Source organism: Rahnella sp. GSA61A, assembly GCF_019969905.1.
Lineage (GTDB): Bacteria > Pseudomonadota > Gammaproteobacteria > Enterobacterales > Enterobacteriaceae > Rahnella > Rahnella aceris.
This window is the reverse complement of the sequence record NZ_JAHXYO010000006.1, coordinates 97,442-110,288: the sequence shown is the minus strand read 5'-3', so window position 1 is coordinate 110,288 and position 12,847 is coordinate 97,442. Positions and strand designations below refer to the sequence as shown.

The following is a 12,847-nucleotide window of genomic DNA, read 5'->3' as shown; positions in this document are numbered from 1 at the left end:
AATTCACGTACTCAGGGCAATCAAACTGTAAAGGATAATTATGGCCACTTCAGGCACTATCTCTTCATTAGGTATCGGTTCAGGTTTACAACTTTCAGACCTGCTGGATAACCTGACGACTGCAGAAAAAAAACGTTTAACCCCGATCACCGCGGCACAAACCAGCTATAGCGCCAAACTGACGGCTTATGGCACGCTCCAAAGCGCATTACAAACTTTTTCTGACGCTGCGACCGCATTGTCATCGACCAATACTTACGGGGCGACCACGGCTTCGTCGAGCAACACGTCTGCGTTCAGTGTGACAACCGGCACCGGCGCCGCGGCGGGTAAATATTCCGTTTCCGTGACACAGCTGGCCTCTGCGCAGTCTTTGGTTTCTGCCACGCAGTCGAGCAATAAAACCGCACTGGGCGCCACGACCACTGATAATACCCGTACCCTGACCATCAGCCAGGGCGACGGCAGTAAACCACTGAGCATCAAACTGACCGATGATCAGACTTCACTGACCGGCGTTCGTGATGCGATCAATAAAGCCGGTGGCGGTGTCACGGCCAGTATCGTCAAAGTGGATGACAGCAGCTACAAGCTGGTACTGAGCGCGAACAATACCGGTACCAATTCAGAAATGACCGTCAGCGTCACCGGTGATGACCAGCTGAATAATATTATCGGATATAACTCATCCACCGGCACCGGTGCGATGACCGAAAATGCCACAGCAGGCAATGCCAAGCTGACCTTTAATGGCATCGATCTGGAACGTCAAAGCAACACCATCAGTGATGCGCAGGACGGGATTACGTTAAATCTGACCGGTACCACCACCACTGCTGCAACGCTGACAGTGGCGAAAGATACCTCTACAGCCTCCACCGCTATCCAGACTTTTGTTGATGCGTATAACAAGTTGCAGGATACGTTCTCCAGCCTGACCAAGTTCACAGCCACCGCGACGAATACCGATACGGCTGACAGTACCAACGGCGCATTACTGGGTGACAGCGCACTGCGTACCATCCAGACACGTCTGAAGTCAGCGATCACCGGCGTCTCGGGTTCTGGTTCAGTAAGTTCATTGCAGAGTATCGGTATTACCACTGACCCGGACACCGGTAAGCTGGAAGTTGACAGCACCAAGCTGAGTGCAGCGTTAACCAGTAACCCGAATGCTGTGCAGACCATGATGGTAGGTGACGGCAAAACCACCGGCGTGATGACCAACATCAGCAACCTGAACAGCGGGTTCCTGAACACCAGCACCGGTACGATTGCTAATGCCCAGACGGCTGTGAACACCACGCTGAAAAGCCTCACCGAGCAGTACAACAAGGTGAACACCAGCATTAACGACACCATCGCCCGTTATAAAACGCAATTCACGGCACTTGATGTCTCGATCCAGAAGCTCAACAGCACAGCGGATTATCTGACGCAGCAGTTCGAAGCTATGTCCTCATCAAGTTCAAGCTAGTAAGGAAACTGAATATGTATAATGCAAAAGGAACTCAGGCCTACGCACAGGTAGGCCTTGAAAGTGGCGTCATGAGCGCCACTCCGTATCAGCTGGTGACGATGTTATTCGACGGGGCGCGCAGCGCCCTGATCCGTGCTCGTATTTTTATCCAGCAGGGCAGCATTGCCGAAAAAGGCAAATCACTGTCTATGGCAATTAACATTATCGACAGCGGACTGAAAGCCGGATTAAGTCGTGAAAAAGGCGATCCTGAATTAGTGGATAACCTCGAAGCGCTTTATTCCTATATGGTCCGTCGTTTATTGCATGCAAATTTACACAACGATCAAGAGGCCATCGCTGAGGTGCTGACCTTGCTTGAAAATATCGCCGATGCCTGGCGGCAAATCGGCCCAAACTACCACCCGTCGCAGGACCAATATAATGGATCAACATCAGTATCTGGTTAATGAATATCAACTGATCCTGTCTTTAAGCGAGCAGATGTTGCGGCTGGCGAGAGAAGAGAAATGGGATGAGCTGGTTGAGCTCGAAGTCAGTTACGTCAAAGCAGTCGAAGCCACGACCCGGTTACCGATGTCAGAACAGACATCGGTAATGATTCAGAATGATGTCCGCCGCTATTTGCGCATTATTCTTGATAACGAAAATACGATTAAAACATTGTTACAAGCCCGGATGAATAAACTCACCGAGCTGATTGGTCAGTCGTCCCGACAACAACAAGTGAATACGACTTACGGAAAAATTGACCTCCGTTCGATTGCCTTCGGCGATCGCCAATAATTATTAAATATTTGTTTGTTTTCTTTCCAATATTTCTTGTGCAAAAATAAGGTTTCAGAGGCAGAGAGCGCCTGGCTGCCAGGGCTAGTTCTCTCTGTCTGCTCCCATAACTTACACATATTAACCGGCAGCCTGTTTGTATTAGCAAAGCGGGAATTATTTATCAGGCAGCACACTACAGGTTGCCGTCGTCATTTTCGGGCATCATCATCATGGTTCGTAAAATAAAAGTGACTCCAGGGATAGGAACCATTTCTCTGCTTATTCAGCATAGTGAACTTTTTATTCATGATGTTTATATTGATAAGCCACAATTGGTTCTCATTCAGAACGGAAGCCTCTCAATTACGGATCAGGCACAGCAAGTCACACTGCAGGCTGGCGAAATGCTGGTGCTTAACAGTGGACAAACGTTGAGCATGACTCACCATTTATCCGGAAATGGCCCTTTCAGCTGCGCCATCATGGCATGGGATCATCAGTTACTCAGTGATGCAGGCCTGCACGCAACCGGCTTCAGCCCGCCACTTCTTGCTGTTAATACCCTGCAAGTCATTCCGCACATCCCCGGTGCGTTCAAACAAAGTTTTACCGACACTCACTCAGCCATTCTCTGGCACCATGGTCTGCCCGCACCGATAACCCGCCACCGCATGCTCGAACAGTTACTCTGGCTGTCGCAACTGGGTGTGCGGTATTCCGTACAGCACAGTGAAAGCGTGACAGATAACGTACGTGAATTATTAGTCAATAATCTGCATAAATCATTTACCGCCGCCGAAGTGGCAGAAAAGCTGATGATGAATGAAGTGATGTTGCGCAGACGTCTTGCGGGCGAAAATTGTGTGCTGCGAAATCTGATGATCGATGTACGCATGACCCACGCACTGCGGTTGTTGCAATGCACCGATCTGGCCATTTCACATATTGCACATCAGGTAGGTTATGAAAGCGGCTCGCGTTTTGCCGAGCGTTTCCGGAAACGTTTTGGATTCGCCCCTACCGCCATCCGTGGTCATTTACGCCCCCTTTCTACCCCTGCGCTGCTCACAATCGACAACATATAACAACTCGCGCCAAACAGACACAATACAAAACCTTGAGTAACATCACACAATATTTGATTACCAGATGTTAACGGAATATCATACACGCCGTTATTTTATTCATGGGCAGGAGTGAGTTGTGCACGTTTGGTGGGAAGTGATTAAAACAATTTACTGGGGCGGATTGGGCATTGCGGTGCTGTTCACTTTGCTGGTGAGCCGCGATACGATAAAAATAAGACTGTTAACTTCCGGTATTATCGGATTTACCTGGCCGATGAGTCTGCCGGTCGTCCTTCTCTTCTCTCTGTTTTGAGTTTGCCTGCACTGAATGTCCTCTTAATATCTTGAACCCGGCCTGCTGACCGGGATCAGATAACTGCAAGACAGTGTTATTGCGAGACAATGTGTTATTTGCGAGTCTGCACCCAAAATCCGTGGATTAGACCCGGCAGGTAACCGCAAAGTGTCAGGATAATGTTCAGCAGAAACGCACCGCCGAAACCGTTGCCAATCAATACGCCCAATGGCGGCATAAGAATTGTGATCAATACTCTCCAGAATCCCATCTTACTCTCCCTTTGGTTATCATTGTGTTAACGATAGCGCATGAGAAATGAAACGGGCATCAGATGAAACCTAATTGATCAGCTCCAGCATAATTTCAACATCCCGCCGTGTTTTTTCCAGCATGTCGGTATCGCCGTTGCGGTGTTCAGCATCCGACACCTGGTGGATCTGGCGCATCTGCCATCTCACCTGATTCTTTTGTTCGTCGGTCATACTGCGACACATCACAATGATAAAGTTTCGCAGCATTATCTGTTGCATGGCAGTTTCTTCAGCTTGCTTGTTGACCGACATGACCAAATCTATAACATGTTTTTCTGCCATTGCAGGTTCCTGCGGGAGTGGAATAGTCAGGCCAGACTAACATGGTCTGGCAGCCGCTGATGGCGACTGATGATGTGATTAACGCCGCTATTTCTGCGCCTAGAATTGACCCGGACATCCAGATTATGTTTTCCATCGATCATGTTTTTAAGCGCCTGGCCGCTTCACCTTTCCGTCAGCGTTTCCATCTCGGTGCCAAAGAGTACCGGTATTGCCAGGATAAAGGGCCGGAGACGGTCAGCCAGCACGCGGCGGATTTCATTGCTAAGCGCCTTGCCCCGGCAGAGCCAGAACAGGATGGAAAACAGACGCCGATGCGCGGTCACCCGGTATTCATTGCCCAGCACGCAACGGCCACCTGCTGTCGCGGCTGTCTGGAAAAGTGGCATCACATCCCCGCACATACGGCTATGACACCCGCACAGCAGCACTATGCCGTGACGGTGATTTTGCACTGGCTTCATCAGGAAATGCAGCGCCCTGCTCCGGTCGCTAAAGAACGAAAATCTAACAAAAAAATCTCAGACACACCGGACAACGCACAACAGATGAATTTGTTGTAAGAGGCGCATCACACTCGTTAAAAAATAAAAAGTGATAATGGTCACACTTTTCCCGCTTTTCCATACCCAAGTAAGATCGTGCTCTATAATTTTAGAGGAATAAGAATTGTGCGACGGGTTGTCTTCAGCACGCCCTTTGAAGTTTTTGCAGTCTTTCGGATGAGCTTTTCCATGTGAAACGAGTTTTACACTTGTTGTCAGGATAATTGCCCGTATTGGGAAAAGGAGGATGCATGTCTGAATATCATTATTTACTGGTTGGCGGAAGCCGCAACGGACAACGGCATGTTGATAAACAACATCAGTTTTCGTTGTGCTTTTGGGAAGACGCAGCACAGAACGCGGAACGCGAGTTTTACGGTAAACGCAACGAACGCTACAAAGTTAATCCGGAAAAAGGCGCAGACGGGAACTGGTATCTTGTGGGCTATTGTGGAAATTGTTCGAAAATTAAAGCCGACGAATTAACCACCCAGGCGCTCACCAAGCACGTGAAACCCTTGATGTAAAAATTGTTTTTTGAAAGCCATAAACCCCGCCATTAACGCGGGGTTTTGTTTTCAGGAGCCACCTGACTTTCAGGCCGCCATCCCCTGAATGTTGCGGGCGAAAAATTCAACATGCCCGCCCACCGTAAAATGCGCCTCGTGATGCCCCAGACGGCCAAGTGGCGCAATGCGCACAATTTCACCTTCAAATTCACCATCATGAATTCTGGTGATCGCCACATCAAGCTGATAGCTGGCCGGATGCACGCCTACCGGAAACGTCAGCAACTTGACCCTGTCACCAATCTCAAACCGGGTAAGCAGCGGCAGCGGCGCCTGTTCAAACAGATCCTGATCCATATGTGACTCCTTGTTTTCCAGTGGAATTAATTAGAGGATAGAATATATTGCCGCGTCCTGCCGGATACCGGCGTGAAGCACTTCTCTCTTTCAACATTTATATCGCGCAAGAGCTGGCGTAACCGTCTTTTGCCCCCCAAAAATCATGAGGAACCCCTGTGAAAAAACTGACGCCACAGCAATGCATCATACTGACCGGATTTACCGGCATCCTGCATGGCGAATTTGAGTGGTTTCACGAAGATTTGGAAAAGCGACTTGGCCGTGAAGTTCAGACCTCAGAACTGGGATACCCGGAGTTTATGGAAGAATGCCGCAGCCTGTATGAAGAGGATTTTAACAACCTGATGCCGGACTAAAAACGAAAGGCCGGGCAAACAGTATTGCCCGGCCTCCTGAGTTCATCGTCATTTAATACAAATCACTAAGGCTTCACGATGCCGCGGATAAAGTGTTCATTCACCCTGATCACATTGCCCGTTTCAACGTTAATGACCTGATATTGCACTGGTTTAACCTCATCCAGAACAGCGACAATTTCAAATAAACCTGGTGTAAAAGTAAGCGTGACAAAAACGCCAACAGGATAGACAGCCATAATTTTATCCTTTCAATCAACCTCTTATAATATACTTCCTTTCCCCCAGCGCGATAACACGCAAATCATTAATCACTCCAGGTTATTTCATCGCATACATTAATCACTCGGGATGAATGTTACATAAAAGAAATAAAGAACATGTATAAAATGAAGCGGAGGCACTTAAAATCGGATAACTCTGACAGACGTATCAGGAACATAATTAAATTTTACACTCTTCTTACGCAAAGGCGGTTTTCCGCCACACTTCTGCCTGCCAGTCCCTTGTTTTCGGGGTGATTTAAGTTAAAAATATAAATCCACTTTGTTACATTGAGAGCCTGCGCTGTGAGTGCCCAGATTTTTGAAACCGATGCGACTCATCCGCATCTGACACGACTGATTGCTGAGCTGGATGCCTATCAATATCCGCTCTATCCACCGGAATCGTTTCAGGGAATTAACATCACTGAACTTGATGAAGGTGAGATCACGTGTTTTATGGCGAGGGTTGATGATGACTGGGCCGGTTGCGCCTGTCTGTTTATCACAAAACACGGCCTCGCGGAAATGAAACGTGTTTACGTGAGCCCGCTGTATCGCGGTCAGGGCATTGCCTCATTACTGATTGCCGCAATGGAAAAGAAACTGAAAGCGTTGGGGTACAAAGACCTGTTTCTGGAAACGGGTGTGTTTCAGGAAAAAGCCATCACGCTGTATGAAAAACTGGGTTATTGCCGGACAGAAGCGTTTGGCGACTATGCGTTGTCCCCGGATCCGCTGAGTGTTTATATGATGAAAGCGATGAGGTAACGCACGGGAAACGGCAGAAGTGGCAATAAATACCTCCATAACGCTGTCTTATGACAGGGTTATGGAGATGCAAAAAGCAATTACATCAGAACGTTGCTTTTTGTTGCAGTCTGGTCATTCGACGGAATAACCCATTTTTTAAGTGTGATGATAAAGAAATTTTTACCCTTGGTAATTTTCGCACCACGGTCACCACATTCCAGCGCAAGTTTGAAAAACTCATCACTGTTAATATTAAAAGCCAGCTCGACTTTTTTCACCATACCGGAATTAAGCAGATCTTCAGCTTCGTGCAATGATTTGGCCTGAATAACTGACATAACGACCTCGTGATATCGGAAGGGATTGTTTTAGCTCCTACATCCTATTTCACTTTTGTTTCTAAATTATGACAGCTTCATGAACATTAAGAATTTTGCCATTGCACTGATTAATAATTAGCCAATTCGTGCGCACGATCACCTCTACGTCAGACGGAAGCGCGGATCCGGCATCGGGGTATCCGGCAGTTGCGTCTGGTTGTTCATCTCACGCAGGTTAATCTCTACGTTGGTGCACATAGCATCCAGCGGTAGATGGTTATTGGCCAGACCAAAAGGCATTTCCAGCTCTTCCGCCAGCGTATCAAGCGACAAAAAACTATAAGAAATAAAACCTGACACCAGCAACGTCATGTAGTGCAAATCCACCACCAGTGCAAACGGCAACAAACTACAGAACAGATATACCGTCCTGTGCAGCAACAGACCGTACGCAAACGGAATCGGCATGCTAACGATGCGTTCACACCCACCGACCACTTGTGAAAGCTGTAACAGCGTGGAATCCATATGGGTATAGACAATATCCGACAGTTCACCGCTGCGGCGTCGTTCAGCCAGCCATTGTGACAACCGCAGCTGAACCATATTTGTCGGCGCACGGCGCGACAGAATATCTTCCGCATCGTCACCCAGCAAACGCTGAAGATCCGGACGCGGATCACTGTGACGCAACTGGTGCTTGAGGCTGAAACAGAACGCCAGCAGCAACGCAGTCACGCGCTGCGCCTCTCCCGGACACACAGCCATCACCTGACTTTGTAATGTCCGGCAGGCAATCAGCAAACCACCCCATAATTGCCGCGCCTCAATATAACGTGCGTACGCGACGCTGTTACGAAAGCCGAGGAAGATCGCAATAGAGACACCGAGCAGGCTGAAAGGCGCGAGTGTGAGTTTCACGCCAAGGGTCTCATACCAGGGAAGAGTGAGAATGGCGGCAAGTGACATCAGTAAATTGAGACTCAGACGGAACAGAATACTGGGCAGGACAGAACCATGCCAGGCGAACAAACGCAAGAACCAGTGACGAGGGGGACGGATTATCATTTTGTGCAGGTGCTTTATGCAGGTGAACCGTTTTTTTTTGCGATTCTGGCAAATAAACCTGCCCATGCAAAGGACAATTTTGTGACACCGGTAACATTTTTTCTGAAACTTACAGTTCTCCGTTACAACTCGCCGGTTATCCCATTCACAACGCTGATTTATTCCCTCTGCAACCTCAAGTTACTGCCCGTTAAGGTCGATAATAGTAACAGGAGGAAAGTAAATAAAGTGGCCAAAATTCCCCCATAACTGACTTCCTGTAACAATTCGATCAGATGCTCCGTAAAGATGCAACTCACCCTACTGACGTGAAGGACTGGAGCCATGAACATAATGTTAAGTATTGCGATGATCACAGGTATTGCCGCATGGTTCTTTATCAGCTCATCAATAAATGATATCCGAAACGATTATTGAATGATTCACAACCCCGCCGGGCGGCATCCCGTCCGGTCATTTTCAATCATGGCGGGGTTAATTTCATTGTCTTTTTCATCTCTTAAATTAAACTTTTTATAACGTAACGTTTTGAAGCAATAATTACGCTTACTTCACGCCGAAATAGATTGTCAATTTATGTCAATCTGAGAGAGCATGGCGGAAAATTTAAGCATGGTGTACTGATGAAAATTCTTTTTATTGTACTCATCGTTCTGGCGGTCATCGGGTTGTTGATCTGGCTGATACTCCGGTCAGCCGCGAAGGATGCTGATAATGATTATTAATCATTTTCCCCTGCCTGCGCATGGATCTACAGGCTTCATAAGAATTACCGGACAATAAATATCCGAACGCCAAACTTAATACAAATTAAAAACAATGGTGTCAGATTGTAAAAACCCGGGTGAAATAACTCGCATGATGATTAACAAGCTAATTAAAAGCTTTCATGCGAATAACAACGGTAAAAGTACGCCTTAAACGTAAAAAACGGATGTGTTTCTGATGTTATTTATTAAGTGAAATAGGAAGAAGAAATAATTAGCAGTTATTAATACAAATTAATCAGTTAGAAAATAATATTTTCATTGTGTTCAATGGAGGTGATAACAGGGCAAACTTTTTGCTCACCCCCTGCACCCGCTTTATCCGCCAGATTCTCCCCTACACCGACATGTTCATCACATCCTGATACGCTGCTACCAGTTTATTTCTTACCTGGACCCCAAGCTGCAATGAAATCGAGGATTTTTGCAGATCGACCATCACGTCGTTCAGACTGACACCGGGAACACCCATCTCCAGCTTTTCAGATTCCAGTTTTGCGTTGTTCTGGGTCTCGCTGATCTTACCTAATGCCGCTTTTAATTCGCTGGCAAAACCGGCCTCTGATGCGGTATCGGTCTTTGGTGCGGCACCGGCCTGGATAGCCGTGGCCTGCATCTGCTGTAAAACGCTCTCAATGCCTTGAATTGACATGCTTTCTCCGGTTATCGGGGTGTCGGTGAACAAATGGCTTCTTTCATGGAATGACACCCTATCACATCAGTTTTTTCCTAAACGCGGTAATTGAACCTAAAAACCATGGCTTATCGGGCCATTAACTTTGCGTTAAGCGGCAAATAATGGCTCACCTAGAAAATAGGCCTGCCTGTATGGAGGACTGAAAAATGTCACGCTTCAACGATTGCGCACTTGGGAGTCTGTTTTGTTAAGAGACAACATGAACACCACCATTCAACAGCTAAATAGGGAGCTTGTATGAGTTCCGCAATAGCCGGCGCAGAAACCCCTCCAAGCGGTTTTACTGCGTTGCTTAATCGCCTGCGCGCCAACCCAAAAGTTCCTATCGCCATCGCTGCTGCGGCAGCCGTGGCTATTGTTGTTGTCATGATGCTGTGGGCTAAGCAGCCTACTTATAAGGTGCTCTTCAGTAATCTCGGTGACCAGGATGGCGGCGCCATCGTCACTCAGCTGACCCAAATGAACATTCCTTATCAGTTTTCTGATAACGGCGGTGCGTTGCTGATCCCTGCCGACAAAGTGTATGAAACGCGTCTGAAACTGGCGGCTGCCGGTTTACCTAAAGGCGGCGCGGTTGGTTTTGAATTAATGGATCAGGAAAAATTCGGCATCAGCCAGTTTAGCGAGCAGATCAACTATCAGCGCGCGCTGGAAGGTGAGCTCTCACGTACCATCGAAACGCTGGGCCCGGTCAGCAGCGCCCGTGTCCATTTAGCCATTCCTAAGCCTTCCTTATTTGTCCGCGAACAAAAAAATCCTTCCGCCTCTGTGACCCTGAATTTACAGCCGGGGCGTGCGCTGGATGACGGCCAGATCAACGCCATCGTTTATATGGTGTCGAGCAGTGTTTCCGGCTTACCGCCTGCGAACGTTACCGTGGTGGATCAGAGCGGCCATCTGCTGACGCAATCTGATAATAACGGGCGCGACCTGAATGCTTCCCAGCTGAAATATGCCAATGAAGTGGAAGGCCGTCTGCAACGTCGTATCGAGTCCATTCTGCAACCGGTGGTCGGCAACGGTAACGTGCATGCGCAAATCACCGCGCAGATTGATTACGCCAGCCGTGAACAGACAGATGAAAACTATCAGCCAAATGGTTCAGCCGATAAAGCGGCTGTGCGGTCGCGTCAGCTAAGCACCAGCGACCAGATTGGCGCGTCATCGGTCGGCGGCGTGCCGGGTGCACTGAGCAACCAGCCTGCTCCGGCAGCAACGGCACCGGTGACGACCCCGCCAGCGGCAAACAATGCAAATGGCACACAAAATCAGACCGGCAATAATGCGCAAAATGCAGCCACCACCGCGAATGCCAATGTGCCGTCTAACCGTCGTCGTGATGAAACCACCAACTATGAAGTTGACCGCACCATCACGCATACCCAGCACAGCGCTGGCGCCGTGCAGCGTCTGTCTGCGGCGGTTGTCGTTAACTACCAGGTCGGGCCAGATGGCAAAGCGAAGCCGCTGACTGACGATCAGTTGAAGAAAATTGATGATCTGGTACGCGAAGCGATGGGCTTCTCTCAGGAACGTGGCGATACGCTGAACGTGGTGAATACACCGTTCAACGAAGCGGCTGACGATTCCGGCGAGCTGCCGTTCTGGAAACAACAGGCGTTCTTCGATCAGTTACTCAATGCAGGTCGCTGGTTACTGGTGCTGATTGTGGCCTGGCTGTTGTGGCGCAAGATGGTTCGTCCGATGCTGCGCAAACAGCAGGCAGAGAAAGATGCCGCAGCCGCAGCCGCGCTTGCCGCCACCATGCCACAGCCTGAAGGCAGTAAACCGGTCAAACTCAGCAATGACGAGCTGGAAAAACGTAAACGTTCACAACAGCGTGTCAGTGTTGAAGTTCAGACCCAACGTGTGCAGGAGCTGGCCGATAAGGATCCTCGTATCGTCGCCCTGGTTATCCGCCAATGGATGAGTACCGAACAACCATGACTATGACCGGAACCGAAAAAAGCGCCATTTTGATGATCACGCTGGGTGAAGACCGCGCGGTGGAGGTGTTCAAACACCTCTCCCCTCGCGAAGTGCAGCAAATCAGTGGCGCGATGGCGAATATCCATCAAATTTCTAACAAGCAGCTGGCGGAAGTGCTGAACGAGTTCGAGGACGAATCCGAGCAGTACGCCGCACTGAGCGTCAATACCAGCGAATATCTGCGTGCGGTACTGACCAAAGCGCTGGGCGAGGAGCGTGCGTCAAGCCTGCTGGAAGACATTCTGGAATCGCGCGAAACCACCAGCGGCATGGAAACACTGAACTTCATGGAACCGCTGATGGCAGCCGATCTTATCCGCGACGAACATCCGCAGATTATCGCCACCATCCTCGTTCACCTCAAACGTGGTCAGGCTGCCGATATTCTGGCGCTGTTCGACGAGCGTTTGCGCAACGACGTCATGCTGCGTATCGCGACCTTCGGCGGTGTCCAGCCAGCGGCGCTGGCGGAACTGACCGAAGTGCTGAACAACCTGCTCGACGGCCAGAACCTCAAACGTTCGAAGATGGGCGGTGTTCGTACTGCGGCAGAAATTATCAACCTGATGAAAACTCAGCAGGAAGAGGCGGTTATCGAAGCCGTTCGCGGTTACGACGGCGAACTGGCGCAGAAAATTATCGACGAGATGTTCCTGTTCGAAAACCTGGTGGATGTGGACGACCGCAGTATCCAGCGCCTGTTGCAGGAAGTCGAAGGCGAATCGTTACTGGTTGCACTGAAAGGGGCGGAACAGCCATTGCGCGACAAATTCCTGCGCAACATGTCGCAACGTGCAGCAGATATCCTGCGCGACGATCTGGCAAACCGCGGACCGATGCGTATGTCTCTGGTCGAGAACGAACAAAAAGCAATTCTGCAGACGGTTCGCCGCCTGGCAGAGTCCGGCGAAATGATGGTTGGCGGCGGCGAGGATTCTTATGTCTGATGCTCCTAATACTGACTCACCAGAGTCTGACAAACCGGCACCGGAAAAGAAAACGGCGGAAGAACGT

General features: G+C 49.1%; 19 protein-coding genes. 12 read left to right on the top strand and 7 right to left on the bottom strand.

Translation table 11 applies throughout. The annotated features are described in order from the left end of the window. Positions 1-40 precede the first annotated feature (40 nt). The 5 genes from fliD to LC431_RS10130 all read left to right on the top strand — a co-directional run bounded on the left by fliD (position 41) and on the right by LC431_RS10130 (position 3,628). The gene (gene fliD, locus LC431_RS10150) at positions 41-1,477 is read left to right on the top strand and encodes a flagellar filament capping protein FliD (RefSeq protein WP_013575779.1); all 1,437 of its coding nucleotides are present in this window, start codon (positions 41-43) and stop codon (positions 1,475-1,477) included. A gap of 14 nt (positions 1,478-1,491) precedes the next feature. Further along, positions 1,492-1,929, top strand: coding sequence for a flagellar export chaperone FliS (gene fliS / locus LC431_RS10145; protein WP_013575780.1), 438 nt, complete (start codon positions 1,492-1,494; stop codon positions 1,927-1,929). Then, positions 1,904-2,266 carry a flagella biosynthesis regulatory protein FliT gene (gene fliT / locus LC431_RS10140; protein ID WP_013575781.1) on the top strand — a complete coding sequence of 121 codons (363 nt, stop codon included), beginning with the start codon at positions 1,904-1,906 and terminating at the stop codon, positions 2,264-2,266. Before fliS ends, fliT begins: the two co-directional genes overlap by 26 nt. A 419-nt stretch (positions 2,267-2,685) precedes the next feature. Continuing rightward, positions 2,686-3,333 (top strand): AraC family transcriptional regulator, encoded by a 648-nt coding sequence (locus LC431_RS10135; protein ID WP_223509750.1) that lies wholly within the window; start codon positions 2,686-2,688, stop codon positions 3,331-3,333. A 118-nt stretch (positions 3,334-3,451) separates the two neighbouring features. Then, positions 3,452-3,628 (top strand): GhoT/OrtT family toxin, encoded by a 177-nt coding sequence (locus tag LC431_RS10130; RefSeq protein ID WP_013575783.1) that lies wholly within the window; start codon positions 3,452-3,454, stop codon positions 3,626-3,628. Between the two features lie 94 nt (positions 3,629-3,722). On the opposite strand, the gene LC431_RS10125 is transcribed toward LC431_RS10130, so the two are convergent. Next, entirely contained in the window at positions 3,723-3,881 is a 159-nt protein-coding gene (locus LC431_RS10125) for a YqaE/Pmp3 family membrane protein (protein ID WP_013575784.1), read from the bottom strand. Positions 3,882-3,951: 70 nt separating this feature from the next. Further along, positions 3,952-4,206: a hypothetical protein gene (locus LC431_RS10120; RefSeq protein ID WP_013575785.1), complete on the bottom strand. Its 255-nt coding sequence runs from the start codon at positions 4,204-4,206 to the stop codon at positions 3,952-3,954. A gap of 41 nt (positions 4,207-4,247) precedes the next feature. Here LC431_RS10120 and LC431_RS10115 point away from each other — a divergent pair, with 41 nt between their 5' ends. Both LC431_RS10115 and LC431_RS10110 read left to right on the top strand, forming a co-directional pair. Next, positions 4,248-4,769: a DUF4186 domain-containing protein gene (locus LC431_RS10115; RefSeq protein ID WP_013575786.1), complete on the top strand. Its 522-nt coding sequence runs from the start codon at positions 4,248-4,250 to the stop codon at positions 4,767-4,769. A gap of 233 nt (positions 4,770-5,002) precedes the next feature. Next, positions 5,003-5,278 (top strand): hypothetical protein, encoded by a 276-nt coding sequence (locus LC431_RS10110; protein WP_013575787.1) that lies wholly within the window; start codon positions 5,003-5,005, stop codon positions 5,276-5,278. 69 nt (positions 5,279-5,347) lie between these two features. Here the strand turns inward: LC431_RS10110 and LC431_RS10105 are convergent, their stop codons facing one another. Continuing rightward, on the bottom strand, positions 5,348-5,617 hold the full coding sequence (locus tag LC431_RS10105; RefSeq protein WP_013575788.1) for a hypothetical protein: 270 nt from the start codon (positions 5,615-5,617) through the stop codon (positions 5,348-5,350). A 158-nt stretch (positions 5,618-5,775) separates the two neighbouring features. On the opposite strand from LC431_RS10105, the gene LC431_RS10100 reads away from it, so the two are divergent. Beyond that, complete coding sequence (locus LC431_RS10100) at positions 5,776-5,976, top strand: hypothetical protein (RefSeq protein ID WP_013575789.1); 201 nt, start codon at positions 5,776-5,778, stop codon at positions 5,974-5,976. Positions 5,977-6,041: 65 nt separating this feature from the next. Here LC431_RS10100 and LC431_RS10095 read toward each other — a convergent pair whose 3' ends face one another. Beyond that, positions 6,042-6,215, bottom strand: a complete 174-nt coding sequence (locus LC431_RS10095) for a hypothetical protein (RefSeq protein ID WP_013575790.1) — start codon at positions 6,213-6,215, stop codon at positions 6,042-6,044. Between the two features lie 330 nt (positions 6,216-6,545). Between LC431_RS10095 and LC431_RS10090 the strand changes: the two genes are divergently transcribed. After that, on the top strand, positions 6,546-7,010 hold the full coding sequence (locus LC431_RS10090; protein WP_013575791.1) for a GNAT family N-acetyltransferase: 465 nt from the start codon (positions 6,546-6,548) through the stop codon (positions 7,008-7,010). Between the two features lie 80 nt (positions 7,011-7,090). Here LC431_RS10090 and LC431_RS10085 read toward each other — a convergent pair whose 3' ends face one another. Next, positions 7,091-7,330 carry a hypothetical protein gene (locus LC431_RS10085; protein WP_013575792.1) on the bottom strand — a complete coding sequence of 80 codons (240 nt, stop codon included), beginning with the start codon at positions 7,328-7,330 and terminating at the stop codon, positions 7,091-7,093. A gap of 144 nt (positions 7,331-7,474) precedes the next feature. Further along, the gene (locus LC431_RS10080; RefSeq protein WP_037034430.1) at positions 7,475-8,380 is read right to left on the bottom strand and encodes a bestrophin family protein; all 906 of its coding nucleotides are present in this window, start codon (positions 8,378-8,380) and stop codon (positions 7,475-7,477) included. Here LC431_RS10080 and LC431_RS10075 point away from each other — a divergent pair. After that, a complete protein-coding gene (locus tag LC431_RS10075; RefSeq protein WP_223509748.1) occupies positions 8,330-8,629 on the top strand; it encodes a hypothetical protein in 300 nt (99 codons plus the stop codon). The genes LC431_RS10080 and LC431_RS10075 overlap by 51 nt on opposite strands. A gap of 855 nt (positions 8,630-9,484) precedes the next feature. Here the strand turns inward: LC431_RS10075 and fliE are convergent. Beyond that, positions 9,485-9,799, bottom strand: coding sequence for a flagellar hook-basal body complex protein FliE (gene fliE / locus LC431_RS10070; RefSeq protein WP_013575795.1), 315 nt, complete (start codon positions 9,797-9,799; stop codon positions 9,485-9,487). Between the two features lie 282 nt (positions 9,800-10,081). Between fliE and fliF the strand changes: the two genes are divergently transcribed. Both fliF and fliG read left to right on the top strand, forming a co-directional pair. Further along, positions 10,082-11,791, top strand: a complete 1,710-nt coding sequence (gene fliF, locus LC431_RS10065) for a flagellar basal-body MS-ring/collar protein FliF (protein ID WP_015690044.1) — start codon at positions 10,082-10,084, stop codon at positions 11,789-11,791. Further along, positions 11,788-12,780: a flagellar motor switch protein FliG gene (gene fliG / locus LC431_RS10060; RefSeq protein WP_013575797.1), complete on the top strand. Its 993-nt coding sequence runs from the start codon at positions 11,788-11,790 to the stop codon at positions 12,778-12,780. Before fliF ends, fliG begins: the two co-directional genes overlap by 4 nt. Positions 12,781-12,847: the final 67 nt, after the last annotated feature.

Bases quoted from the DNA above. Each gene is read 5' to 3' on its own strand.
- LC431_RS10110 (WP_013575787.1), top strand. From the start codon at position 5,003: ATGTCTGAATATCATTATTTACTGGTTGGCGGAAGCCGCAACGGACAA.
- LC431_RS10135 (WP_223509750.1), top strand. From the start codon at position 2,686: ATGACTCACCATTTATCCGGAAATGGCCCTTTCAGCTGCGCCATCATG.
- fliF (WP_015690044.1), top strand. From the start codon at position 10,082: ATGAGTTCCGCAATAGCCGGCGCAGAAACCCCTCCAAGCGGTTTTACT.
- LC431_RS10125 (WP_013575784.1), bottom strand. From the start codon at position 3,881: ATGGGATTCTGGAGAGTATTGATCACAATTCTTATGCCGCCATTGGGC.
- fliD (WP_013575779.1), top strand. From the start codon at position 41: ATGGCCACTTCAGGCACTATCTCTTCATTAGGTATCGGTTCAGGTTTA.
- fliT (WP_013575781.1), top strand. From the start codon at position 1,904: ATGGATCAACATCAGTATCTGGTTAATGAATATCAACTGATCCTGTCT.
- LC431_RS10120 (WP_013575785.1), bottom strand. From the start codon at position 4,206: ATGGCAGAAAAACATGTTATAGATTTGGTCATGTCGGTCAACAAGCAA.
- LC431_RS10085 (WP_013575792.1), bottom strand. From the start codon at position 7,330: ATGTCAGTTATTCAGGCCAAATCATTGCACGAAGCTGAAGATCTGCTT.
- fliG (WP_013575797.1), top strand. From the start codon at position 11,788: ATGACTATGACCGGAACCGAAAAAAGCGCCATTTTGATGATCACGCTG.
- fliE (WP_013575795.1), bottom strand. From the start codon at position 9,799: ATGTCAATTCAAGGCATTGAGAGCGTTTTACAGCAGATGCAGGCCACG.
- LC431_RS10115 (WP_013575786.1), top strand. From the start codon at position 4,248: ATGGTCTGGCAGCCGCTGATGGCGACTGATGATGTGATTAACGCCGCT.
- LC431_RS10105 (WP_013575788.1), bottom strand. From the start codon at position 5,617: ATGGATCAGGATCTGTTTGAACAGGCGCCGCTGCCGCTGCTTACCCGG.
- LC431_RS10095 (WP_013575790.1), bottom strand. From the start codon at position 6,215: ATGGCTGTCTATCCTGTTGGCGTTTTTGTCACGCTTACTTTTACACCA.
- fliS (WP_013575780.1), top strand. From the start codon at position 1,492: ATGTATAATGCAAAAGGAACTCAGGCCTACGCACAGGTAGGCCTTGAA.
- LC431_RS10075 (WP_223509748.1), top strand. From the start codon at position 8,330: ATGCCAGGCGAACAAACGCAAGAACCAGTGACGAGGGGGACGGATTAT.
- LC431_RS10080 (WP_037034430.1), bottom strand. From the start codon at position 8,380: ATGATAATCCGTCCCCCTCGTCACTGGTTCTTGCGTTTGTTCGCCTGG.